The organism is Runella zeae DSM 19591 (assembly GCF_000423565.1).
GTDB classification, from domain to species: Bacteria; Bacteroidota; Bacteroidia; order Cytophagales; family Spirosomataceae; genus Runella; species Runella zeae.
The window spans coordinates 26245-52412 of sequence record NZ_AUIF01000047.1 but is presented as its reverse complement, the minus strand read 5'-3'; the positions used below and the strand labels follow the sequence as shown (position 1 = coordinate 52412).

19 protein-coding genes are annotated in these 26168 nt (G+C 42.0%); 14 read left to right on the top strand and 5 right to left on the bottom strand.

Annotation, left to right across the window (positions count from 1 at the left end; translation table 11 throughout):
• The first annotated feature begins 1 nt into the window (after window position 1).
• Window positions 2-1831 carry a DUF3857 domain-containing transglutaminase family protein gene (locus G563_RS0115225; protein WP_169579764.1) on the top strand — a complete coding sequence of 610 codons (1830 nt, stop codon included), beginning with the start codon at window positions 2-4 and terminating at the stop codon, window positions 1829-1831.
• Between the two features lie 203 nt (window positions 1832-2034).
• Window positions 2035-3120 carry a Gfo/Idh/MocA family protein gene (locus G563_RS0115220; RefSeq protein WP_028666074.1) on the top strand — a complete coding sequence of 362 codons (1086 nt, stop codon included), beginning with the start codon at window positions 2035-2037 and terminating at the stop codon, window positions 3118-3120.
• On the opposite strand, the gene G563_RS0115215 is transcribed toward G563_RS0115220, so the two are convergent.
• From G563_RS0115215 to G563_RS0115200, 4 genes are read right to left on the bottom strand one after another with little or no spacing between them, the layout of a single operon-like run.
• Window positions 3117-3308, bottom strand: a complete 192-nt coding sequence (locus G563_RS0115215; protein ID WP_028666073.1) for a hypothetical protein — start codon at window positions 3306-3308, stop codon at window positions 3117-3119. The genes G563_RS0115220 and G563_RS0115215 overlap by 4 nt on opposite strands.
• Before the next feature lie 58 nt (window positions 3309-3366).
• A complete protein-coding gene (locus G563_RS0115210) occupies window positions 3367-4500 on the bottom strand; it encodes a hypothetical protein (protein WP_028666072.1) in 1134 nt (377 codons plus the stop codon).
• On the bottom strand, window positions 4497-5135 hold the full coding sequence (locus G563_RS0115205) for an ABC transporter ATP-binding protein (protein WP_028666071.1): 639 nt from the start codon (window positions 5133-5135) through the stop codon (window positions 4497-4499). Before G563_RS0115205 ends, G563_RS0115210 begins: the two co-directional genes overlap by 4 nt.
• Complete coding sequence (locus G563_RS0115200) at window positions 5132-6490, bottom strand: vanadium-dependent haloperoxidase (RefSeq protein WP_374754519.1); 1359 nt, start codon at window positions 6488-6490, stop codon at window positions 5132-5134. Before G563_RS0115200 ends, G563_RS0115205 begins: the two co-directional genes overlap by 4 nt.
• Before the next feature lie 146 nt (window positions 6491-6636).
• Here G563_RS0115200 and G563_RS0115195 point away from each other — a divergent pair, with 146 nt between their 5' ends.
• The 12 genes from G563_RS0115195 (at window position 6637) to G563_RS0115140 (ending at window position 24511) form a co-directional block, all read left to right on the top strand.
• Window positions 6637-7695, top strand: coding sequence for a glycoside hydrolase family 5 protein (locus tag G563_RS0115195; protein ID WP_028666069.1), 1059 nt, complete (start codon window positions 6637-6639; stop codon window positions 7693-7695).
• A 253-nt stretch (window positions 7696-7948) separates the two neighbouring features.
• Window positions 7949-8905 (top strand): PhoH family protein, encoded by a 957-nt coding sequence (locus G563_RS0115190; protein WP_028666068.1) that lies wholly within the window; start codon window positions 7949-7951, stop codon window positions 8903-8905.
• 1 nt (window position 8906) lies between these two features.
• A complete protein-coding gene (locus G563_RS0115185; RefSeq protein ID WP_028666067.1) occupies window positions 8907-10247 on the top strand; it encodes a M43 family zinc metalloprotease in 1341 nt (446 codons plus the stop codon).
• Window positions 10244-12349: a ComEC/Rec2 family competence protein gene (locus tag G563_RS0115180; protein ID WP_028666066.1), complete on the top strand. Its 2106-nt coding sequence runs from the start codon at window positions 10244-10246 to the stop codon at window positions 12347-12349. The genes G563_RS0115185 and G563_RS0115180 overlap by 4 nt, the downstream gene beginning before the upstream one ends.
• 30 nt (window positions 12350-12379) lie before the next feature.
• Window positions 12380-13252 carry a DUF1684 domain-containing protein gene (locus tag G563_RS0115175; protein WP_028666065.1) on the top strand — a complete coding sequence of 291 codons (873 nt, stop codon included), beginning with the start codon at window positions 12380-12382 and terminating at the stop codon, window positions 13250-13252.
• Window positions 13253-13359: 107 nt separating this feature from the next.
• Window positions 13360-13755, top strand: a complete 396-nt coding sequence (locus G563_RS34850) for a hypothetical protein (protein WP_037327008.1) — start codon at window positions 13360-13362, stop codon at window positions 13753-13755.
• A gap of 82 nt (window positions 13756-13837) precedes the next feature.
• Window positions 13838-14962, top strand: a complete 1125-nt coding sequence (locus G563_RS0115165; RefSeq protein ID WP_028666064.1) for an efflux RND transporter periplasmic adaptor subunit — start codon at window positions 13838-13840, stop codon at window positions 14960-14962.
• Between the two features lie 63 nt (window positions 14963-15025).
• Window positions 15026-18190: an efflux RND transporter permease subunit gene (locus G563_RS0115160; protein ID WP_028666063.1), complete on the top strand. Its 3165-nt coding sequence runs from the start codon at window positions 15026-15028 to the stop codon at window positions 18188-18190.
• Between the two features lie 144 nt (window positions 18191-18334).
• Window positions 18335-19165, top strand: a complete 831-nt coding sequence (locus G563_RS0115155; protein WP_028666062.1) for a universal stress protein — start codon at window positions 18335-18337, stop codon at window positions 19163-19165.
• Between the two features lie 21 nt (window positions 19166-19186).
• Window positions 19187-20467 carry a hemolysin family protein gene (locus G563_RS0115150; protein WP_028666061.1) on the top strand — a complete coding sequence of 427 codons (1281 nt, stop codon included), beginning with the start codon at window positions 19187-19189 and terminating at the stop codon, window positions 20465-20467.
• A gap of 295 nt (window positions 20468-20762) precedes the next feature.
• Window positions 20763-23171, top strand: coding sequence for a TonB-dependent receptor (locus G563_RS0115145; RefSeq protein WP_028666060.1), 2409 nt, complete (start codon window positions 20763-20765; stop codon window positions 23169-23171).
• Window positions 23172-23188: 17 nt separating this feature from the next.
• Complete coding sequence (locus G563_RS0115140) at window positions 23189-24511, top strand: DUF4374 domain-containing protein (protein ID WP_028666059.1); 1323 nt, start codon at window positions 23189-23191, stop codon at window positions 24509-24511.
• Between the two features lie 70 nt (window positions 24512-24581).
• On the opposite strand, the gene G563_RS0115135 is transcribed toward G563_RS0115140, so the two are convergent.
• Entirely contained in the window at window positions 24582-25868 is a 1287-nt protein-coding gene (locus G563_RS0115135; protein WP_037327006.1) for an O-acetylhomoserine aminocarboxypropyltransferase/cysteine synthase family protein, read from the bottom strand.
• Between the last annotated feature and the right edge of the window lie 300 nt (window positions 25869-26168).

The window sequence follows — 26168 nt, the reverse complement described above, 5'->3', positions numbered from 1 at the left end:
TTTGACAAATGAACTGATCGACAAGGCAAGTTGTGTGGTGAGATTTCATCATACGGAGTTTGTGGTAAAAGACATTGGACAGGCTTCGGTGAAGATAAGTGGGGCGGTCACTGTATTGGACGAAAAAGGCGAACGGCAAGCCGCGATTGTGATTCCTTACAATAAATTTACGAAGATTAAGGATATAGAAGCGCAGCTTTACGACGCACAAGGTCAAAGAGTAAAGCGCCTCAAAAGAAGCGAAATAGAAAACTTTAGTACCAATTCGGGAGATAATTCTATCGATGATAGTTTTGTAAAAGTAGCAGTGCTAAAGCATACCACTTACCCTTATACAGTGGCTTTTACCTATGAATTTACCACTAGTAATATGATGATATATCCTACGTGGGAGGCTGTTCCGAACAATCTTCCTAGAACGGCGGTAGAACAGAGCAGCTTGACTGTAACGATGCCTCAAGGCTTGAAATTGAGGTATTTGGAACAAAATATGCCTTCCAAAGCGACCATTACGGAAGAAGGCGGACAAACCAAATATAATTGGGCTGTAAAAAATATGAAAGCCGTAGAGGAGGAACCTTATGCGCCGCCACTTTCCAAAATATTGCCCTGTGTATATACCGGTCCCACTGAGTTTATGGTAGAAGGCTACCGTGGTAATCTCTCTACTTGGGCAGATTTCGGGACATTTTATCGGGAATTAAACAAAGATCGCTACAATTTACCTCCACAGACTATCAGTAAAGTAAAAGAATTGGTCAAAGGAGTAGAGAATCCTCAAGAAAAAGTACAGAAACTATATACCTACCTGCAAGGGCATACCCGCTATGTAAGCATTCAGTTGGGATTGGGAGGGTGGCAATCCATGAAAGCCGAAGAAGTAGCTACTAAAGGTTATGGTGACTGTAAAGCCCTTACTACTTATTTAGGGGCGATGCTGAAAGAAGTAGGTATCAAATCATATCCTGTATTGGTAAAAGCGGGAGCGGATGAAGGTGATATTCAAGCTACATTTCCTTCATTTCAGTTCAATCATTTGTTTTTGTGTGTACCCAATCAAAAGGATACTATCTGGCTAGAATGTACTAGTCAAACGGCTCCTTTTGGGTATTTGGGAAGTTTTACGGGAGATAGACATGCAGTTTTGATTACCGAAAATGGGGGCGTACTTATCAAAACGCCTTCGTATCGGCCCGAAGACAATCAGCAGCTTCGTCGTGCTTTGGTCAATTTACAAGAAAATGGCGAAGCCACAATCGATATGACAACCTACTACAAAGGTATTCAGCAAGAAACGGTATCGGGAGTGATGCACGCTTATGGTAAAGAAGAACAAAAAAAGTGGCTGGTAAAATCATTGTCGCTGTCAAGTCTCGAAATCCAGAAATTTAGTTTTGAAGAATACCCTTCGGCTCTTCCTGCGGTGGAAGAAAAAGTGTATTTGTTTGCCAAAAACGTCTACAATAAAAGTAGCTCTCGACTTTTTTTGAGTCCCAATCAGTTTAATGTTGTCAGTACAGTACCTCTTCCCAATGCTTCGCGAAAGTACGATTTTGAGATTTCGTCCAATTATTTAGACATAGATAGCATCACCTACCTAGTTCCGAAAGGGTATATTGCTGAGTATTTGCCAGAAAAATCAAAAGTAGTTTCAAAATTTGGTGAGTACGAAGCCGAAGCTCAAAAAGTAAATGACCGTATCATTTACACCCGAAAAATGAAAATGAAAAAGGGGCTTTATCCTGCAAGTGCTTTTAATGAATGGGTGGAGTTTAGGAAAAAAATCGTAAAACTAGATAAGAGCCAAATTGTGTTGGTACAAGAAAAATAGGATTTGGTTATGCTGGATTAAGGCGGTTGATTTACTACCAATATTTAGCCTCTACGAGGCTAGTTTTAATATGGTTAACCTGAATATTAGGCAAATTGCCTAGTAATATGCACTTTATTACTTATTTTTAGAGTATATTTTATTCAAAAAGCCATATATATATCAAACGCAATCAATCCTAATATAAAAACCCTTTACTTACCATGTTCAATCGTCGAGATTTTCTGAAAAGCACCCTCATTGGGGGGGCTGCTAGCATTATCACTCCCAACGCGCTCTGGGCAGCTACTCGCCCCAAAAAAGACAAATTAGGGGTAGCTTTGGTAGGCTTGGGCTATTATAGCACCGACTTGTTGGCCCCTGCCTTGCAACTTACCAAAAACTGTGAGCTGGTAGGCATCGTGACCGGAACTCCCTCAAAAGCAGAAACTTGGAAGAAAAAGTACAATATCAAGGATAAAAACATCTACAACTATCAGAATTTTGACCAAATCGCCAACAATCCTGATATTGATATCGTGTATGTGGTATTGCCCCCAAGTATGCACCGGGAGTATGTAGTAAGAGCCGCAAAAGCAGGAAAACAAGTTTTTTGTGAAAAGCCTATGGCACCTTCGGTGGCGGATTGTGAAGCGATGATCAAAGCTTGCGCTGACAACAAAGTAAAATTAGCGATAGGCTACCGTTGTCAGCACGACCCCAATACGCAGGCTTATCAGAAGTTTGCCAAAGAAAAAACCTTCGGCAAAGTACGCATGGTGACTTGCGGAGCGGGGTATTTTGATGCTCGTACCACCCACTGGAAGCAAAACAAAGCCCTTGGCGGTGGCGTAATGGGCGACATGGGCGTGTATGCATTACAAGGGGCACGTTTGGCTACGGGCGAAGAACCTATTTCGGTGACAGCGCAATTTCACACTACCCGCCCTGATATTTATAAAGAAGTGGAAGAAACCGCCACTTTTCAGTTGGAGTTTCCAAGTGGTGCTTTGGCGGCTTGCCACACGAGCTTTGGTATCAACATGAACTATCTGCAAGCCAACTGCGAAAAAGGTTGGTTTAAGATGGAGCCTTTTTCAAGTTATAGCAACAACAAAGGAAGCAGTCCACTCGGCCCCATTGATTTTCCGCTGGCCAATCAACAAGCCAAACAGCTGGATGATGATGTGGAAGCCATCATGAAAAATATGCCCCTTATCGCTCCTGGTGAAGAAGGGCTGCGGGATATTAGGGTGGTAGAAGCTGTTTATAAATCGGTAGCCAACGGCGGCAAGCTCATCAAGCTCTAATCGGCGATTTTGTTGAGCATACCTACGCCCACAAACATAAAAAGCCCTCCGACCAGAAATGGGACGAGGGTTTCCCATTTTGTAAGGGTAAAGCCCAATACAGGTTTGTCAGACATGAAAGCAAAAAGAGCAAAAAGGATAAAAATAACTCCCATTCCCGTGAGAATACTACCGAACGTACGTTTCATTAAATGATAATTTTAGAAGAAATGAGCACAAAATTATCATTTTTGTTGAAAGCTTACACTATTCTTCTGGCCTTACTTTGAGGTTGTCTGTCGAAACAATGTATTCGGAGTTGTAATAATGACGGTGAAAAAGATAGATGCCCGCGCCGAGGCTGCATACAGCTAAGAGGAATGTAGGGATTTGAAACATAATCAGGAAAAAAAGGCTTATAAAAGCATAAAATCCTTGGCGTAGCAATAAATCCATTAAATAATGCTGCTGAAGAAAACGCCCAAAAACCACCCAAAAAAGCCCTAAAATAAGCCCCCACCATTCAAGTGTATATACCCAACTTATACCTGACGGATGGTATCGAATCATAAAGATAAATTCGGGAAAAATCAATAAAATAAAGAGAATCGTGTATTGAAGTCCTCTCTGGGATAAGGTAAGAGGAAGGTTGCGAAGGAGGGGCAACTGCAAATGTTCAAATTCGTAGAGATGCAGCAGCATCACCGAGTGACTAAGACCAATAGTGGCAGCACCTAATGAAAACAAACGCGCATCGTAAGCATCGGTAGGGTAAATTTTACAAATACCATAGACGATAAAACACGTAAATACCTTGGTAAGAAATAATAAAATGGGGGCTTTTTGAAATAAGTAAAGCAAGAAGTACGACCAGTAGGGTTTTGTGAATTGGCGATTGAGAAAACCACTCAATATACTCAGACGGGTATCGGGATTGGGATGAAAAAGACGGTACTCATAAGCCATTACACCAGTTAAGGGCAATAGCAATACGAAACTTATGGTAATGATTACGGCTTGGTACTGCCCAAATAGCCACCCATAATAGCCCACAAAACCCGCATACAATACCACAGGAAGCCACAACATAAAATGTACATACAACAACCCTAGCCAACGCGTTGGTTTTGAGACGGTCACGAGGTGATACAAAAATTCGTGTGAACCAAAAAGCAATCTTTGCCGCACAAAATAGACCACTTTGAGGTGATACAATCCCCACAGGCATAGCCCAAGCGACAATAAAAAAGGAGAAGTAAAAGCGTAAGTTGCCAATGCGATGTGGTCTTCGGGGCGTAAAATCCCGAAACCAAACATGGCGACCAAAAACAAGAAACCAGTATTGAGGCGATAATATTCGATTACAAAAGTCTTGCGAAGGATATTAATAATGGGCTTCACTGCTGGTGGCTGATTAAATGAATCGTCTGGTTGTGGACTTGATATAAACCTTGAATGGGTAGTTTTTCAAAGATAAAATCCTGATGTGATGATAACAAAAAAGTAACTCCTTGTGTATGATATTGGCTCACAAGGTCGTACACTTTTTGGACGGTAGCATCGTCGATAGTGATGAGTGGTTCGTCCAAAATAATGACTTTTGGAGTTCCTAAAAAAGCGAGAATCAAAGAGGTTTTTTTGAGCATTCCACTTGAGTAAGTACCCGTAGGCTGATACAAAAAATCTCGTACTCCAAAGGTCTCTATGAGCTGATTGACTTGCTCTAGGGGGGCTTTTTTGGCGTGTGCTACAAACTGAATCAAATCATTGGCGGTCAAAAACTCAGGGTAATCGGGTTCGGCTTCGCCATAATTGATGTGGAGACGGTAGGCGATGGGCTGTTTTCGAATATCCCAAGCGTGGATTTGGATGTCGCCTTCAAAGGGTAGCATTCCAGCGAGGGTTCTGAAAAAAGTGGTTTTGCCAGAACCGTTGGCACCTTTGAACCAATGAATACCCGGTTTTAATACTAAATCGGGCACTTGGATGACCAAGTGCCCGCCGTACGATTTACGTAAATTTTTGATGATTATCATCGCTTGCTGATGGTATTTTGCTTGCGAGTCTGGGCTACTTTTAATACATGCTGCCCGATTTTTATTCCTGCTTTGTTTCCTTCATCACAACCCGACCAATAGTGAATTCCGCCATACAAACGACTTATGCTTGCATTCAAAGCCGCTTCTCTAAAAGATTTAAAAGTCATCACACCGTGGCCGTGTTTAAATTCGGTCGAGTCCGTAAAAGTTACATTAGCTCCGTGCACAAAACTATACACTTCTGCCGCTGCGCCAGAGATAGTACTGTGGCCGCTTGTGTATTCAGGAAAAGGGGGCGTTTGCAAATAAGGTTGCCATTTGGGGTCAATGTCTGAGTTGATGACCGTTTCGGGTCTCACTTTGGTGCTGCGGTATTTTTCGTCCCAACAACTAATGAAGGCATCCATAAGAGCCAGAGAGCCAAGTAAATAGCCTTCCACGCTTTTTTCAAAAGAAGCTTTGCTGTCACGAGATACGGTGGCATTGATAGCGAGCCAATGACCGCCGGGAGTCATTTTTTTATTGGCAAACATAACATGCCCCACTACATTCATCACAAAAGGATTGTCGTCCCAAAACCAAGCCGTTCGTTTTTGCTCTTCGGTTAGATTTTTACCAATTTCATAGACTTGACGCGTTTCTTTCCAAAACTCACTGTCTTTATTAGGGGTCCACATGGGAGGCCGTGGAGGCATAAATTGCGTAATGGAATCCAAGGTAAATGAGCGGATTTTGTTCCATTCAGGTTCGCAAGCATCGGCGTAGGCTGGGGGAGTGGGGACCCAAGTACCGGGCTTGTTGGTAACCGTAAAACGAATGCCTCGGGTCTGTTTGTACTTATCTTTGCCTGAATACCGAATCACATGAGCCGCTACACTATCCCCAAATGCTTTAGAGCGCTCAATTACATCAGAGGGTATACCCATGTCTTCGTACTTGGAGTAGAAAGTTTTTTCGTAATCATCAAAGAAACTTGCTGAAAATGTAAGCGCACGAGCTACTTTCAAAAAGGCATGAGTACTTGCTAGAGGGAAGCAGTAATCGGCATTAGGCTCAGGTGGAGCAGGGGAGGTAAAATCATTTAACTTGCCTCCGAGCGATTGATAAACCGGAAAGCCCGGAACCATAGCTTCATATCCTGCCAAGTTGGCATAGGCATAGATTCGACTAGCTACGGGCGGCTTGAAAATATCGTGAATAATCACCTCCGTTAGTAGCTCAACCGATTGATGATACAATTCTGCATCAGCGGCCTTTGCGTTATATTCTTCAGGTTTGGCTTTTGGTTTACAGGCGTTTAATGATAAGAAGATACTGCCTATAATCACAAAAAAGAAAGGCCGTTTCATCATAAGGGCTAAAAAAAATGAAAAAAAAGTTTAGAAAAGGATACTAATAAACGCAAATTTATAAAATCATGGGCTTATTAAAGTGATTTTGGTCAGTTATTTCGGTATTTAAAAAGGATTAAAAACTTTTAATGTAAAAAACCTTCTTTATGCAACGTCGTACCTTTTTTTCAACATCCATAGGGTTAGCGTCTTGGTTGGCGTTTGAAACGGCAGAGTCAGCACCTCGTCCTTCCAAATTGCCACGGTGGCGAGGGTTCAATTTGCTCGAAAAGTTTAACCCTAACCAAACCAAACCTTATTCAGAGCGAGATTTTGAATGGATGCATCAGTGGGGCTTTGATTTTGTGAGATTGCCTATGTCATATTGGTGTTGGTCCAAACCCGACCCGCAGCAGTGGCTTTTGATGGATGAGATGCAGCTTAAAGAAATAGACCAAGTCGTTGAATGGGGCAAAACTTACAAAATCCACGTAAACCTCAATATGCACCGTATTCCGGGCTATTGTGTCAATCCTCCTGCTGAGCCGCTCAATTTGTGGAAAGATGAAAAGGCTCTGGAAGCGGCTTGTCATCATTGGCGACAATTTGCGATTCGGTATAAAGGGGTTTCTAACAAAAGACTCAGTTTTGACCTTCTCAACGAGCCTCCCGATATTCCAGAAGCTGATTATGAGCGTGTAGTGCGGGCATTAGTCAAAGCCATTAGGGATGTGGACGCCCAGCGACTTATCATCGCTGATGGTTTAAGATGGGGCACCACTCCCGTCCATAGTATAGTGGATTTGAATGTGGGACAAAGCACCCGTGGATATAACCCCATGCAGGTGAGCCATTATCGGGCTAGCTGGGTGAAGGCTTCGGAACAATGGCCTATTCCTGATTGGCCTCTCAAAATTGGTGAAACTGATTGGAACAAAGATTTGTTGAAAAGCAGATACATCGAACCTTGGAAACAGCTAGAACGTAAAGGCGTCGGGATTCATGTGGGAGAGTGGGGGGCTTTTCAGCATACACCTCACGCCACAGCTCTCAAGTGGATGGAAGACAACCTACAGCTTTGGAAAGAAGCAGGCTGGGGGTGGAGTTTATGGAATCTGAGAGGCTCGTTTGGAATCTTGGATAGTGGGCGCAAAGATGTAGTTTACGAAGATTGGCATGGGAATAAGCTAGATAGAAAAATGCTGGAGTTGCTAAGACGATACTAGTGGAAGACAAAGTATGAAAAAACAATAAAGCACTTGAATGTAGAAAAGAAGGTGCTGGAAAATAGAGGCAATAAAAAGACATTGTAGGTTCAAGTGTTTCATAATCAAACAACACTACCCTTTAAGCCTTAAAAAGTAGAAAGAAAAGTTGTTTTTTTGAAAACAAGACGCTATATTTCCATTGGTGAATTTGACGAATGCAACGTCAATAAAAAGTTTAACGTATTAATCAATAATAAAACATTTACATCGTTTGGTCGAAAAAGTAATTTCCTTGGAGGATGTGTCTTTAGTTGATTTCCTCGGCGTAGAAAACAACCACATCAAAGAAGTCGCAGCTGCGTTTCCGATGAGTAAAATCATATCTCGCGGCAACGAAATCCGGGTAATGGGAACCCAGCCTGAAATAGTCCGCATCACCGATATTCTGCAATCCCTTCTTCAACATTACCAGAAGTACGGTAAAATCACCAACGAAAACGTACGACATTACCTTACTGCCAACGGAGGTTCGGTAGCACCACCTCATGTACTGGAAGATGAAAAGGACGTGATTTTGTATGGTACAAAAGGAGTAGTGGTAAAAGCCAAAACGGCTAACCAGCGATTGATGGTCGAAAAAGCGGCTGAAAATGACTTGCTTTTTGCGATTGGCCCCGCAGGTACTGGCAAAACTTACACGGCAGTGGCTATTGCGGTACAGGCACTCAAAGAAAAAAAAGTCAAGAAACTTATCATCACGCGCCCAGCCGTAGAAGCAGGCGAAAACTTAGGCTTTTTGCCGGGTAATTTAGAAGAAAAAATTGACCCTTATTTGCGGCCTATTTATGATGCCTTGGATGATATGATTCAAGGTGAAAAGCTGAAGTTTTATCTCGAAAATCGTATCGTAGAAATTGCCCCACTTGCCTACATGAGAGGGCGCACGCTCAACAACGCCTTTATTCTGCTGGATGAAGCTCAGAATACAACACCTGCCCAAATGAAGATGTTTTTGACGCGGATGGGGCCTAGTTCTAAAGTGATTATTACGGGCGATAAAACCCAAGTCGATTTACCTAAAAATCAAAAATCAGGGCTGAGAGATGCGCTGGAGACCCTCAAAAATGTCAAAGGAATCGGTTTTGTAGAGCTTGACGGACGCGACGTAGTGCGCCACCGCCTCGTTAAAGAAATTTTGGAGGCATACGAAAGAAAAGAAAAAGAATAGAGTGAAAGGGAGACAATACACCAAAATCGCTAAATATATCCAAGTAGGAGTCATCGGCAGTTTTTTGTTGTTTGTCTCCTTTTTCATGCCTCCTAGTTTTGCACAACGTTGTTCGGCGGTGCCTTATGATAGCCTCCTTCAAAAACGCTATCCTTATTGGGCTCTGAAACGTAGGTTGCTCGAAGATTCTGTGCAGAATACTTTGCACAATCCTAGCCGTAAAAATCTTCGTACAGCAGTACTTTGTGAAACAATCCGTATCCCTGTGGTGGTGCACGTGATTCATAACAACGCCGCTGGTACTACAGGAGGACGCGACAATGTCAATATTTCGGATGAACAAATTTTGTCGCAGATTAAGATTTTGAATGAAGATTATCGGCGCAAGGCAGGTACAAGGGGCTTCAACAACAACCCCGTCGGCGCAGATACGGGTATCGAATTCTATTTAGCCAATGTCGACCCAAACAACCAACCTACCAACGGCATCACAAGGCATTATTATCCCAACAAAACTTCTTTTGATATTTTTTCGGATGATCAGCTTCTGGCCAATATCGTCAGTTGGCCTACGGATCTCTACATGAATATCTGGGTAACCCGCTTTTCGGGTAGTTTTTTAGGGGTGGCACAGTTCCCGTCAGTCACAGGCGTTCAGGGCTTGGACAATAGTTCGGAGCTTCAAGAGCGTACCGATGGGGTTTTTATTGATTTTCGGGTATTTGGGGTAGGAAGCGCCGTCACAAGCCGTCTCTACAACCTAGGCCGTACCACCACACACGAGGTAGGGCATTGGTTAGGATTGATTCACACTTGGGGAGATACCAATTGCGGCGACGATTATTGTGCGGATACGCCCACCGCTGAAAGTGGTAATCAATCGGCTAATTGTGGTCCCGTATTTTCAAATTGTAGCGGACAACGGATGCGCAACATGACCGAAAATTACCTTGATTATTCGCCTGATTCGTGCATGAATATTTTTACTAAAAACCAAGCCGAACGAATGCTGGCTGTCATTGAAAAGGCTCCAAGAAGGGCACGATTGGTGAAGTATTGGTGCGCAAGCGTACCTTTTGGCGAAAAACTAGCGGTAAGGGTCTATCCTAATCCCGCTCCCTCTACTGAAAGGGTGAAAGTAGAGGTGACACTCAAAGAGTTTGGGGACTTTGAGGTAGAGGTATATAGCGTGACTGGCCAATTGGTGAAGCGATTTGTGTATGAAGATTATCCCAGTTGGATTGTTGATTTTCCGACCGACGATATGGCCGCTGGTAGCTACATCGTAAGGGTAAAAACCAAAGATGAAACATTTACTTCCCGTTTGATTATCAGGCGATGAACATTCTCCTTCGCTATACGTTGGCTTTTGTGTTGGGGATTTGGCTAATGGGGCAAGTCAAATGGCCCGTGGAATGGATGTGGGGAGGGCTGTGTATGGTGGCTTTAGGTAATTTATGGATGTGGCGTTTTTTTCGAAGCCGCTTTTGGATGGGTGTTTTTACGTTGTTGCTTTTTGTCAATTTAGGAATGCTTAATCGGGTCTTGCACCAAGAACAAGACAATCATCTTCATTTAAGTCACTTTTCTCTTTCCGAAATAAAGGCATATCAAGGATATGTTTTATCGCTGCCCGAAACCCGTACCAAAGTTCATAAAGTTGAATTGGAAGTATCGGCTATCAAAACGCAGCATGAGTGGAAAAAGGCTAATGGTAAAGTGCTACTATATATCGACAAAAAAGCCCCTAAACCAAATTATGGCGATGAATTGGTAATTCTAGGGACACCGACCGAAATTTTGCCACCCGCCAACCCCGCCCAATTTGATTATCAGCGATTCCTTTCGTATCAGTATATTTTCTTTCAAGATTATCTGCGAATTACCGATTTTGAAAAAACGGGAAAAAGCCGCACGGTTTGGTACAAAGTATGGCCTTATCAGTTGAGTGCGTGGAGCGATGCAGCCTTGCGTAAGCTCATACCCTATGAGCGTGAATACGGAGTAGCCAAAGCAATGGTCTTGGGCTTACGTGATGAAATGGATGTGGACTTGCTGCAAGCTTACTCCGCAGCAGGAGCGGTACATGTGTTGTCGGTGTCGGGTTTTCATATTGGGATTTTTGTGTGGCTGCTCACCTTATTGTTGAGTCGTTTCAAAAAAAATCGTTTCGGAAAGTGGCTGTATTTGGGACTTACACTCACTATCTTATGGTTTTATGCTGTGCTCACGGGGCTATCGGCTCCGGTGATTCGCTCGGCTTTGATGTTTACCATTTTTTTGTTGTCAGAGCCTCTTCAGCGAAAACAAAACATCGCTCATGCTCTTTTTGGCTCAGCGCTTGTTTTATTGGTGCTTGACCCACTGCTGATATATTCGGTGAGCTTTCAGCTTTCGTATGCTGCGTTAGCAGGTATTATATTTTTGCAGCCTATTCTTTACCAAAGCCTTGTTTTTAAAGATTGGTTTTTGGATAAAATGTGGGCAATTACCGCCGTAGCTTTGACCGCACAATTGGCAACTTACCCTATTGCGGTTTATTATTTTCATCAATTTCCCACTTATTTTTTGTTGGCAAATCCCATCGTGGTAGCGCTTTCTACGGCTATGCTGCCTGTGGCTTTGGCCGCTATTCTGTTGTCTTGGATTCCATTGATAGGTTCTGCTTTGGGGTGGGTACTGACCAGTATTATTTGGTTACTCAATCAGTCGGTTGTTTTGATCGATAAATTGCCTCTTTCGCTAGTTTCCAATCTTTCGTTTTCTTGGTTAGAGCTTTTGTTGGTGTATGCAATCATCGGGCTGTTGATTGTGATGCTATACGAGCGCGATCTAAAATGGCTTTGGGCGGTGGTAGGTGTAAGTATATGTCTAATGGTAGTGCAGCTAGCCGAAATTGTTGAGTATCGCCATCAGAAGGCAGTGGTATTGCATGCAGTTCCGTATCAGACGGTGGTTAGTTTGATTGACGGCCAAAATGCGGTTATTGTGGCCGATTCTGCTTTTTTCCAACAAGGCAAACAGCCTTATGATTTTTACCTTAAAAACTTTTATGTAAAGCGTGGTATCAAGCATATCATCAAAGAGAAGCTAGAGACACCTTCGCCGCGATTAGGAATCATAAAGACATTGCCGTTTGGTAAATTGATTGTTTGGAATCAGAAAACGATATTGCTGGTAGAGCAGCCACTTACGGAACCGCTTCCAAAGGCAGATTATGTACTTGTCAGAAAATCAAGTCACAAAAATATGGCTCAACTTCAAAGGTCATTTGGAATGCAGAAGTTGTTTTTTGATCATTCCAACAAATTTTACGTGTTGGATACCCTTCAAAAACAAGCGGAAGTGGCTAAGTTGGACTATCATTTTATGAATAAAAAAGGAGCTATTTTGTGGCACAATGGGCATGAAAACAAGATTCCGGACTTGAATGCTTGGTATTAAATAAGTACATTCATCAACAATTGTTATTTTATGAAAACACAATTTACTTGGCTGTTTTTATTGGCTTCGCTGGTCTCTTTGGGGCAGGATAAAAGCCAATATATAAAAGATATAAAAGCATGGCATCAAGACCGTTTAGAAAGCCTCAAATCTGAAAATGGATGGCTCAATCTTGCGGGTTTATTTTGGTTGGAAGAAGGCGAAAATTCATTTGGGAGTGATGCTACTAATCAAATTGTGTTTCCAGAAAAAGCGCCTAAAAAAATAGGAACGCTACTGCTAAAAGACAGTAAAGTGAGTTTTGTGGCCGAGCAGGGCGTGCAGGTGAGTTTATTAGGGGCGAAGGTACCCGCTCCTTATGTTTTTGCGGACGGACAAAGTACCACCATGCAATATGGTTCCTTCAGATGGTTTGTCATAAAACGTGGGCCCAAAGTGGGAATTCGCTTGAGAGACTTGGAAAGTATTGAATTGCAGCATTTTAAAGGGGTTGATACTTATCCTATTGATGCCAAATGGCAAGTGACGGCCAAACTTGAAAAAGCCACTGCCGACAAAAAAATAGCCATTATGGATGTGCTTGGGCAAACCACGATGCAGCCTTCGCCGGGTACTTTGGTGTTTTCAATCGCTGGAAAAGAGTATCGTTTGGATGCGGTAGAGAGTGAGGGAGAGCTTTTTATCCTTTTTGCAGATCCTACCAATCAAAAAGAAACCTACGGAGCGGGGCGTTTTCTATATGCCGATTTGCCTAACGAACAAGGCACTACCATTCTTGATTTCAACAAAGCCATCAATCCTCCTTGTGCTTTTACGGCTTTTGCAACTTGTCCATTACCACCCAAACAAAATCGCTTACCCATTGCCATTAGAGCTGGCGAAAAAAATTATGGATTACATTAACAGACAAACCATTGAAAATGTGTTTGCGAGCTAGAGTATCATGCCATATTCATACAAAATTCTTTGGCAGAGAGTACATTTGTAGAAAATAGGGCTATTTTTGTCGTATGATTAGTTGGTTGGGAAAAAATACTATTTTTCGCTTCTTTTGGGTATTGATGACAATTCACATACTCAACTGTAGTATTGATTCTCCTGACCCCCAGCCAGACAATATTCCCGAAAATCTTGCATACAATGATATAGAAAGTATCGCCGAATTGGTGATTGAACAATGGTTGGGATTAGGTGATTTTTTTGCTGAACATGACGAACATGATACCGAAGATGGTAGCCATATTTCGCTAGGAAAAATTCTCTTTTACTGCCAATCTCTCCATTCGTTTATACTTTCAAACCATATCCACTCTTTAGCCTCTCCTTTGCTTCCTATTTATTACCAAGATATGTATGCGAGTCAGTATCATCCTGAGCTAGTATCTCCACCGCCCCAACACGCCTAATTTTCTTCTTTTTCGTGATTATTCCAAAGCGTAATCTAAGATGATTACGTTGGTTTATGTTTTTATTTTTAACCCCATTATTATGAAAGCAAATGCTTTTAAGGTAGGTGTGTGTGCCTGCCTGTTAGTATGTTGGTCGTGTATGGAAGGGACCAACCAATCCAAAGTCGAACAACTATCTTTTCCTGTCACTAGTCCATTGGTAGTAGATACTGTGTATACAAAAGAATATGTGACAACTATTGCCTCACTTCAAAACGTAGAAATACGTAGCAAAATCGAAGGCTATATCGAAGCTGTTTTGATAGACGAAGGTAGGGCAGTTCATAGCGGACAAACATTGTTTAGAATCGGAGGGCAACGATACCGACAAGAGCTTAATAAAGCTCAAGCAACGCTCAAAAGTGCTCGCTCAGAGGCAAAGACCCTTGAGTTGGAAATTAAGAATATACGCCACTTGGTAGAACAAAAAATAGTAGGCAAGACAGAGTTGGAGATCGCAGAATCGAAACTAGAAACCCTCAAAGCTCGAATTGAAGAGGCCGAATCAGACGCTGCCAATGCCCAATTACAACTCTCTATGACCGAAATCAAGGCTCCTTTTGGTGGAGTAGTAGGGCGAATTCCCAACAAGGTAGGAAGCTTAGTAGACGAAGGCACGCTGCTGACAATAGTCTCCAACAATCAAGAGGTCTATGCTTATTTTAACGTAACTGAAAAAGAGTATTTGGATTTTACGGCCCAAAATGAAATCAATCGTCGGCGCCCTGTTACGCTTATATTGGCCAATGGACAACCTTATTCGCAAAGGGGCATTATTGAAACTATTGATAGTCAGTTTGATAAAAATACGGGAAATATAGCTTTTCGTGCTAAATTTCCTAATCCACAACAAATCCTCAAAAATGGGGCAAGTGGTAAAATCCAATTGACCAATACGATTAAAAATGCGTTGGTAGTTCCTCATAAAGCGATATTTGAGGTGCAAGACCGCAACTGCTTGTACGTAGTGGATGCCCAAAATAAAGTAAGTATCCGCAACGTGCAAATTCTCCAGCGATTGCCACAGCTGTACGTGATTGAGTCGGGCTTAGATAAGTCCGAAAAAATTCTCTATGAAGGTATACAACGAGTGGCGGAAGGTGACGTGATCACCCCGCAGTTTGTATCTATGCGTCAAGCGATGGCGAGTAATGCTAAAAATTAGAGGGTAATTTAGTTGACCGTATATAGATATACGGTTCAACGATTCACTATTAACCAAAAAGCTATGTTTAGTCAATTCATAAATCGGCCTGTTTTGTCGATAGTCATTGCTCTGATTATTACCTTGCTGGGCTTACTAATGCTTACACGCCTGCCCATGACGCAGTTTCCAAGTGTGGCACCACCAGAGGTAAACGTAACTATCGAATACACCGGAGCCAATGCCGAAACCGTCACCAAAGCGGCGCTTGTTCCAATCGAGCGTGCTATCAATGGCGTGCCGGGTATGAAATATATGTCTTCAGATGCGGGAAACGACGGCGTAGGAGTGGTACAGGTTATTTTTGAAGTAGGTACAGATCCAGATGTAGCAGCGGTCAATGTTCAGAATCGGGTAGCGGCTGTCATGGGCGAACTCCCCGCCGAGGTAATCAGAAATGGGGTCAAAATTGCCAAGGAAGAAAATGCAATGCTGATGTATATCAATATATTCAGTAAAGACAGCACCCTCAAAGAAAAATTCCTTTACAACTTTGCCGATATTAACGTACTAGCAGAAATCAAAAGGGTAAAAGGTGTAGGGTATGCGGAGATTTTGGGAGCACGCGAATATGCCATGCGGATTTGGCTGAAGCCCGATAAGATGCTGAACTACAACGTTTCTACTGAAGATGTTTTGGAAGCCTTGGAGGAACAAAACGTAGAGGCTGCGCCCGGAAAGGTAGGTGAAAGTACTGATAAAACACCTCAGCAATTACAATACGTGATTAAGTACGGAGGGAAATACAATACGCCCGAAAAGTATGAAAGCATCCCTATCAAATCCAACGAAGAAGGACAAATTTTACGTATCAAGGATATTGCCGATGTCGAATTTGGCACTACTTATTTTGACGTAGAAGCTAAAATTAACGGGAAACCTACCGCTGCTATTATGCTCAAGCAGCTGCCTGGTTCTAACGCTAGTGAGGTGATTGCCAATGTCAAAAAAAGCATGGAGCGTATCAAAGAAAGTACTTTTTTGAAGGATATGGACTATGAATTTAGCTACGATGTTTCGCGCTTTTTGGATGCATCTGTACACGAAGTGGTCAAAACTCTCATCGAAGCATTCTTCTTGGTTGCTTTGGTCGTGTTTTTGTTTTTACAAGATTTTCGTTCTACGCTCATTCCCGCTATTACGGTGCCGGTGTCACTTATTGGGACATTTTTCTTTATGCAGTTGTTAGGTTTTTCGCTCAATCTCATTACACTTTTTGCTTTGGTATTGGCGATTGGGATTGTGATTGATGATGCTATTGTGGTGGTAGAAGCGGTTCATGCCAAGCTAGAAACTGGCAAGTATTCGCCACGAAAAGCAACCGAAAAAGCGATGAAAGAAATCAGCGGGGCCATTGTGGCCATTACGCTTGTGATGTCGGCGGTGTTTGTTCCTACTTCTTTTATGACCGGGCCCGTTGGGATTTTTTATAAACAGTTTTCAATAACCATGGCCATTTCTATCGTGCTTTCGGGCGTAAGTGCCTTGACGCTTACGCCGGCTTTGTGCGGTATGTTTTTAAAAAGCAATCATAGTGAACATCCTCAAAACCATTTCTTGGGACGATTTTTTGAGGGATTCAATCGCTGGTATGAGGGACTTGCCAGTAAATATCAACGTTTGCTATCGTCCATTGTTAACCGTCGAGTGATTACGTTTGGGATACTACTGGCGTTTTGTGGGGGTATAGGTATTTTTGGAAAGATGTTACCTTCGGGTTTTATTCCCAACGAAGACCAAGGTACTTTTTATGTAAGTGTCACTACACCTTCTGGCGCTACCCTCGAACGTACCAAGGCGGTTGTGAACGAAATCCAAAAAGCCTGCCAAAATATAACGGCTGTGGAATCTATCTCTACTTTGGCGGGTACCAACATCCTTTCGGATGGTACTGGGGCTACTTATGGTACATGCTTAATCAACCTTCATGATTGGAAATCCCGTAAAGAAACGGTAGAAGAAGTCATGGAAATGGTGGAGCAACGAACCAAACACATCAAAGATGCGCGTCTTGAGTATTTTCCTCCTCCTGCCGTACCTGGGTATGGAAATGCGAGTGGTTTTGAGCTTAGATTGCTAGATAAAACAGGCAAGGGTGACTTCAAAGCCATGGAAGATGTGGTCAATCAATTCATCAAAGACCTAAAAGCTCGTCCCGAAATCGCTTCTGCATTTACGATTTTTGATGCTAGTTTTCCACAGTACCTCTTACATGTCGACGAAGACAAGGCGGCTCAAAAAAAGGTGACTATCAACAATGCTATGGGGGCACTACAGACCTTGTTGGGAAGTGAATATGCCACTAATTTTATTAAATATGGTCAAATGTACAAAGTAATGGTACAAGCCCTACCGCAATATCGTGCCAAACCAGAAGACATTTTAAACCTTTATGTTAAAAATAATGAAGGGGATATGGTGCCTTTGTCGGCATTTGTAACCCTCGAACGGGTATATGGCGTAGACCAAGTGACGCGCTACAATATGTACCCCTCTGCTGAGCTAAACGGCGAGCCTGCCGAAGGTTATAGTAGTGGCAGTGCTATTGAGGCGATTCAGGAGGTAGCCAAAACCAAGCTTCCCAAAGGTTATGAGATTGATTGGGCGGGTATCAGCCGCGACGAAGTCGAAACGGGCAGCCAAGCCGTCTATATTTTTCTGATTTGTTTGGTGTTTGTGTATTTATTGCTTTCGGCGCAGTATGAGAGTTTTTTGTTGCCCCTGCCTGTTGTCCTGTCTCTTCCCACCGGAATTTTTGGGACATTTTTGTTCTTGTCTATATTGGGTTTGGAAAACAATATCTATGCCCAAATCGCCATGGTAATGCTCATCGGGTTGTTGGGTAAGAATGCCATTCTTATTGTAGAATACGCCACGCTGCGTCATAGCGAAGGATATAATGTGATAGAAGCCGCTATCGAAGGTGCCAATGCACGTTTGAGGCCTATCTTAATGACCTCTTTTGCGTTTATTGCAGGTTTACTTCCATTGATGTTTGCATCGGGAGCAGGAGCCTTAGGCAATCGTACTATTGGCACAGCCGCTGCGGGTGGGATGTTGTTCGGGACGGTCTTTGGCGTAGTGGTCATTCCTGGCTTATATGTAATATTTGCTACTTGGGCCGACAGGTTTAGCCATAGAAAAGAAGCCAAACCCCTTACAGAAGCCAAGCTAGAAAAATGGAGTTAAACCTAATCTACCTGAATTTAGGACCACAAAGTGCCTAAAATAAAATGACTTTGGTCGGTTTGGAAGGTGCATTTTGTCATTTTTAGCGGTGGAGCTAAGGAGTAGATTTAAAATTATTTTAAACTTTCTAATTTCTCGATTATTATGAAAACTATTCTTATCACCACAGATTTCTCTAGCAATTCTAAGTCCGCCATTCGATTTGCCTTGCAAATGCACTCTCAAGCTTTATGTAAGTTTGTGTTTTACAGTGTTGTCGAAACCATAGCACCCACATCTTGGCCTAAGGCAGAAGTCGACAAATTTTTGCAATCAGAGTTAGAAAAAGGCAGAGCACAATTAAAAAGTTTTTTGGAGAAGACTTTCAAACAACTAAAAGTTTCTAACATTGATTATCAATACGAGGTACAAATCGGTAGTGATGTAAGTAATATGATTGTGGCTTATGCCAAGGAGATTAAAGCGGATTTTATTTGTATGGGAACAAGAGGGGCAGGCGCTTTTCAAAAAATAATGGGAACACACGCATCGACTCTGGTCAATTCTTCGCCGGTGCCGGTGATTGTAGTTCCCAAGAATTACCGATTAAAAGATGTCTATAAAGTGGCTTATGCCTCTGATTTAGAGAGTCTTGAATGGGAGATGCCCACGGCCTTGTCGTTTTCGAGTTTATTCGCAGTTCCTTTGGAGGTATATCATTTCAATATGCTTACTGCCAAGCAAAATGAAGCGAAAGAGAAAGGACTCAATTTACAGTACCGAAACGAACTTTGTAGCTTTTACTGTTTACAACAAAAAGTGCAAGACACCTTTATCAAAAACCTGCAACGCGTGATTAAAAATAAGAAACCATCCATATTGATTATGTTTTCAAAACACAAACCCAACTGGATAGAGCGTTTGTTTTTTGCGGGCTTTACGGCAGGGATGAGCTTTGATATCAATATTCCGCTTGTTTCATTTAGAAAAGAATAGTAGTTTCATCAAATTTTATTTATGGAAATCCTCATCATTCTGCTTCTTACAGTACTCAATGGTATATTTTCAATGTCCGAAATTGCCGTTGTGTCCTCTCGTAAAGTCAAACTTGAAAATGCCGCTCGCCGAGGGAGCAGTTCTGCCCAACAAGCTTTGGCCCTGCTCAATTCTCCCAATCAATTCCTCTCCACTGTACAGATTGGCATTACGCTCATCGGTATTTTGCTGGGGATTTTTGGAGGAGAAAGCCTGACGGACGATTTTCAAGCAGTACTCAATGAAGTGGCGTGGCTCAAACCTTATAGTCGCCCGTTGGCTGTAGGAGGAGTATTGGTGATGATTACTTTTCTTTCTTTAGTAATTGGCGAGCTAGTACCTAAGCGGATAGGACTCACCAACCCCGAAGGAATTGCCCAAACGGTGGCCTTGCCCATGCAAATTTTATCTAAAGCAACCGCTCCTTTTGTGTGGCTTTTGACCAATACGACCGAGTTGTTGTTAAAAATTTTGCAAATCAAACCTTCTTCCGACAACAAAGTGACTGAAGAAGAAATCAAAGCCATTATTCAAGAAGGAACCGATGGCGGCGAAGTACAGGAGATTGAACAAGAGATTATGGAGCGGGTTTTTTTGCTGGGAGACCGCAAGGTGTCCTCTCTTATGACGCACCGTAGTCAGTTGGTATGGTTGGATACCGAAGATACTCCTGACGAAATCCGCCAAAAAATTACGACTGAGATACATTCCGTTTATCCACTTTGTAATGATAATTTCGATGAAATTATCGGTATCGTAACGATGAAAGATATTTTTCGGCAATTGATGGAAAACAAACCACTAGATTTGATAGCGATCAAGCAACCTGTTCATTATATTTCAGAAAACACTTCGGCTTATAGAATCTTAGAGCGTTTTCAAGAGTCGCGGCAGCATTATGGGGTAGTTATTGACGAATATGGGGCTATTCAGGGAATGGTCACCCTCAATGACCTCATGGATGCTCTAGTAGGTGATGTGAGCGATACCATTTATGATGATGAAAAAAGCATTGTTGAGCGCGAAGATGGTAGCTACATTACAGACGGGCAAATCCCTTATTACGACTTTTTGAGTTATTTTGAACAAACAGATCTTTACGAAGACAATAAGCCCTTTAATACCCTTGCGGGGCTTATTCTTGAAAAATTGGGTGATATACCCACCGTAGGCGAAAAAATCTACTGGAAAGGTTTTAGCTTCGAAATTTTGGATATGGATGGTGCTAGAATCGATAAAGTGCTAGTGAAAATATCTTCTTAGCATTTTTATACTTTCTATCCTAACAACTCTGTGACCTATAAAGCCACACAGAGATACTTCTAATTTGTACCGGATGAGGTACTATTTGTCACTTTGGTGACAATTTATTGGCTTTTTTGGGGTGATATTAAAATCTAATTAAATTTTCTTTGTGTTTATTTAGATTAAGTCTAATTTTGCTGTTCATTATTAATAAGTCTAAATAAAATTTGTGTTGTTTTCGGCTTATTGATTAACGACAAAATGATGGTTTTAAATCATCATTGGTGAAAATGAAATATTTATCCACCCCTTTATGAAAAAATTATTTACTTCTATTTGTTTGATATTCATTACAGTGAGCGTTTTTGCCCAAACTGCCACCATTAAAGGGAAAATCTACTGCAAAGAAAATGGAGGAGTCAGCCACGCCAATGTAAAATTGACGCAAAGCAATATCGTAGCAGTAGCTGATGAAAATGGGTATTTTGTAATGAAAAATGTGCCATTTGGACAGCGTGAACTGGTGGTTACGTCGGTCGAAATGGAGCCGCAAAACGTAAAAGTTAATGTAAACAAACCGCAAACATCTCTGTCTGTTGTGGTTAAACCCAAAAACTTTGACATCAATGAAGTGCGTGTGGTCCAAAAATCTGAGAAGAAAGAGATTGAAACACGGGGTTTTGCGGTGAATGTGATTGAAACCAAAGAAGTAGCACAGCGAAATTTTCAGACCAACGAGCTGCTCGACAGAACCGTCGGCATCAGAGTGCGCCAAAATGGGGGGTTGGGATCTTCTGTCAATTATAATCTAAACGGGATGTCGGGAAACTCAGTGCGTATTTTCATTGACGGCATCCCGATTTCTACTTATGGGGAGTCGTTTAGTTTAAATAGTATTCCTCCTGCTCTAATTGAGAAAATAGAAGTGTACAAAGGCGTGATTCCGGCCCACTTGGCCGACGATGCCTTGGGAGGTGCTATCAATGTGATTCTTAAAAAAGGGTCGATGAATAACCTCTCAGCTTCGGCGTCGTATGGCTCTTTCAATACTTTTCAGACCAATTTTAGTGGAACGTATCGTAACGAAAAATCGGGTTTTACCGTAAAAGCCTCTGCCTTTCACAATTACTCAGACAATGACTACGAAGTATGGGGGAAGTTTGTGAGAAATATCCTGCCTAATGGTCGCTATGAATATGTCCGGGCTAGACGCTTCAATGATGCCTATCGCTCCACTGGTGGCCAAATCCAACTTGGGTTTATGAATGTGAAATGGGCGGATCAATTTTTTATCGGTTATAATGGTTCCGACGATTTCAAAGAGATTCAGCACGGTACCTATATGTCTATTCCTTACATGGGGCGATTTACTACCTCCCAAGCCAATGTATATAGTTTGAACTACGTCAAGAAAAACTTCCTAATCAGAGGACTTGAGTTCAACGTAAATGGGATGTATAGTCAGCGTGGGCAAGTGGTGGTAGATACCGTGAAGTGGAATTATAACTGGTATGGCCAAATCAGTGTGGGACTCAATGGAAATCCGATTTTACGCCCAAGTGGAGCCCAGCAAGCTGCCCCTACTATCATGAATCTGGATCGGAATATTGGCACTTTCAGGGCAGGTTTAAACTATGATTTGAACAGAAACCATCGACTGGTTTTAAACCATATTTTTTACACAATTGATCGGAGAGAGCAGGATTTTATGCGTTCAGAGCTTGAGAGAGAGTTTGTAGGAACCCGTGACCTCCGAAAAAATATCACTTCTGTAGCTTACGAAGCAAAAGCTTTTGAAGATCGCCTGAAAACTAACCTTTTCGCTAAATTTTACCAACAAGGCATCAACCGTGTTGATCCAGTACTACGTGTGGTAGAAGGCCAAAACGTACGTCAAGAAAACCGCGCAAATAGTAGCAAAAACCATACAGGGTATGGATTAGCGATGTCTTATACGGTAGCACCAAAGTTTATTGTACTGACTTCGGCTGAAAAAGCCGTACGCTTACCATCCGAAAGTGAAGTGTTTGGCAATCCAGGCGAAAACATCATCGAAAACTTTGGTATTCGGCCAGAAGTAAGTTATAACTATAACTTAGGACTCAATGCTGGTAATTTTTACTTTAACAAACACCGCTATTCATTCACCGTTTCAGGTTTTATCCGTGATACTCGCGACAAAATCGTACAGCGAATCAATCCACGTGTCAACGACGCCCTTCAAACCAATCCTTTTGAAAACTTAGGAAAAAACAAAGCCATAGGTTTTGAGGCAGACTTCCACTATTCGTTTGATAACAATCTTCGGGTAGACCTCAATATGTCGAAGTTCAATTCGGTTTTCAACGTACGTTATGACCCCAATGGTCGAGAATATGACTACTATAATCGGCAATTGCCCAACGAACCTTTCTGGACAACCAATGCCAATGTACAGTATACCATCAAAAATTTGTGGAAGGAAAAATCGGCCTTAAACCTGTATTACGGTTTTCGCTTTGTGGAGCGGTTTTATACCACTTGGCTTCTTATTGACGACTTTCGCACGCCGCGTCAGTATATCCAAGATTTGGGAATTAGCTACGCATTTCCTCAAAATAAGTTTGTCATTAGCGCAGATGCAAAAAACATTTTTGACCAGCAGGTGTATGACAATTTCGCGGTTCAGAAACCTGGCCGTGCTTTTTATCTGAAACTTAACTATCTGATTAATAATTTCTAAATTTTAATTTATCCACAATGAAACAACAATTGAGGAACATTTTGCTTTACACTTCGGTAATCAGTGCATTTACGATTGCTAGTTGCGACAATTCGGGTGGTGGTACGGTAGAGCCAGATGAGACTACCAAAGAAAGATGGATAACCGTAGCTGGAGCCTTGATGGGAACCACGCCAGGCGACGGCAACGGTGGTACTATGGTATATTCGGTAAGTAAAGAAAATGCTAAAAACCCAAACTTTTCAATCAATGTGTATGATAATGGTTTTCCAGTAAAATCAAATCGAACAGCACGTTTGCAGTCATCCGAAGATGGCAATACCTTATTTAACATTGCCTACACGGGCGACAATGGTGGCGAATTTGCCCGTTATAAAGTAAATGGGTCAGGCAGTTTTACCCAAGAAGATGTGACGGTAAATATATCTCAATATGCAAGTACGTCGCCACGTTGGTCTAAACTACTTGATGGCGACAAAACGGGTATTGCGGTCAATGTGGCTAATATTGCCGCCAACAACGCTACTGACAAAACGAAGGCATTTGCTTACTATAGAGGTACGGCTACGGTATTAGCACTTGATTTGCAAAAAGTGCTTATCAATGGATACAGACAGTACGAAATTCCACTTTCGACCCAAGAAGAGTTGAATGGGCATTGTATCTTCCGCTTAGATGCGCCCGTCCTCAATAAAGCCCAAAACAAACTTATTATCGGAACGTGGATGCGCAAGTACAACCCTGCAACAGGAGTTATCGAAAGTACTTTTGACCGTTTGGGTAGCAAATCGGTGGTAGTAGATTTTCCTTCTTTGGAAAATCCTAAAGTAATTACCTCGACCGTAAGCAATGGTGACAATAGCGGCTACCGCAGTCCCAATGCTTTTGTGGCAGAAGATGGAAGTATCTATCAAGCTACTCAGCGCGATAGCAAAGGCTCGCATATTTTGAAAATCAACCAAAACAATGAGTACGACAATTCTTACGTCTTCAGTTTGGATGCAGCTTTGGGCGTAAAAGGAGCCTATGTTGATAGCTGGAAATATGCGGGCAATGGAATCGCATACGTGCTTTATGCTCAAGATGGTACAGACCAAGGCTACATCGCTCGCCTAGATCTAAATGCCAAAACAGCCACCAAAGTAAATATTGAATATGATGCTGACTTAAATTTTGGTCAGTATCAAGGCATTTTGGTGAGTGGAGACGAAGTTTACGTAGCAGTAACGCCTACGGGTAAAGACGGAAATATTTATATTTTCAACAGCAAAACAGGGGCGGTGACTAAAGGCGCAAAACTAGTGAATAAAGCAGGAAACCACTATATCGGTATTTTTTAAATCAAACTATCTATAAAAGAAGGGGTTTCCGATGCATCGGAAACCCCTTCTTTTATAGATAAGTGATAAGTTACAACTTACCAAAAGCTTGCTCAAAATCGGCTTTGATATCATCAATGTGCTCAATACCTACCGATACCCGTAGTTGATTAGGGTCAACACCCGCCGTTATTTGTTCTTCGGCAGAAAGCTGTGAGTGAGTTGTGGAGGCTGGGTGAATAATAAGCGTTTTTGAATCACCAACATTGGCTAAGTGACTAATCAACTCAAGGCTGTTTACAAATTTCTCTGCTTGAGCTTTGTCGCCTTTTAGCTTAAATGATAACACGCCACCAAAGCCACGATTAAGATATTTTTTGGCAAGTTCGTGATAGGGATTGCCTTCTAATCCTAAGTAATTAACACTTTCAACTTGGGGATGAGCTTGTAGCCACTGTGCCAAAGCAAGGGCATTTTCGCTGATACGCTCTACGCGTAAAGTGAGGGTCTCAAGCCCTTGCAACAACAAAAATGAATTGAAGGGCGACTGCGAAGGACCCCAATCACGCAAACCTTCTACCCGAGCACGGATGATAAACTGAATGTTGCCGAAAGGCCCGCCGATACCAAAAACATCGTTCAACACTAGGCCGTGGTAGCTAGGAGATGGCTCAGTAAATTGGGGAAATTTGCCATTGCCCCAATTGTAAGTACCGGCATCTACAATCACACCTCCCATGCTCGTGCCGTGTCCGCCAATCCATTTGGTGGCAGATTCTACCACGATGTGTGCGCCATGTTTGATAGGTTGAACAATCGCCCCACCTGCACCAAAGGTATTATCGACAATAAGAGGCAAATCGTATTTTTGGGCTAATTGGGCAAATGCCTCAAAATCAGGTACATTAAAGCCAGGGTTGCCAATTGTCTCTAAATATAAACACTTGGTTTTTTCATCAATCAACTTCTCAAAATCTTCGACTTTGTCACCTTTTACAAAACGTGCTTCTACGCCGATGTTTTTGAATGAGTTTTTGAATTGATTGTAAGTACCTCCGTACAAAAACGAAGTAGTGACAAAATTATCTCCTACGGTAGTGATATTGTTGATTGCCAAAAACTGTGCTGCGTGGCCTGAGCTTGTTGCTAAGGCTGCTACGCCACCTTCCAACGCTGCGATACGCTTTTCAAAAACATCGTTGGTAGGATTCATGATACGAGTGTAAATATTTCCAAACTCCTTGAGCGCAAATAAGTTAGCGCCATGTTCCGAATTATTGAAAACATAAGATGTCGTCTGGTAAATAGGTACTGCGCGTGAATTGGTGGTAGGGTCGGGGGTTTGCCCTGCGTGGAGTTGGAGGGTTTCGAATTTCATAAAATTGATGGTTTTAATAATGAATAATATAAAGATTGATATAGAAGGCTAAAGTCTGAATTTTGGAATTATTTTGCGCTTTTGTATTAAAAACTACTTTGAGGGCATTTTTAATCATAAAAAATCTAAATCATCCCTAATTAAGTAAGGGATAGGATGCCGTAAACCATGCAATACAATAGCCCTCACCTACTTACTTAAACTGACTACCGTCTAAATTTTAGACAAAAATCAAAAATCTCTTCTTTCTCTAGTGGTTTAATTGTTTATGCAAAGATGAAACCAAAAAAGTCCTTCTCC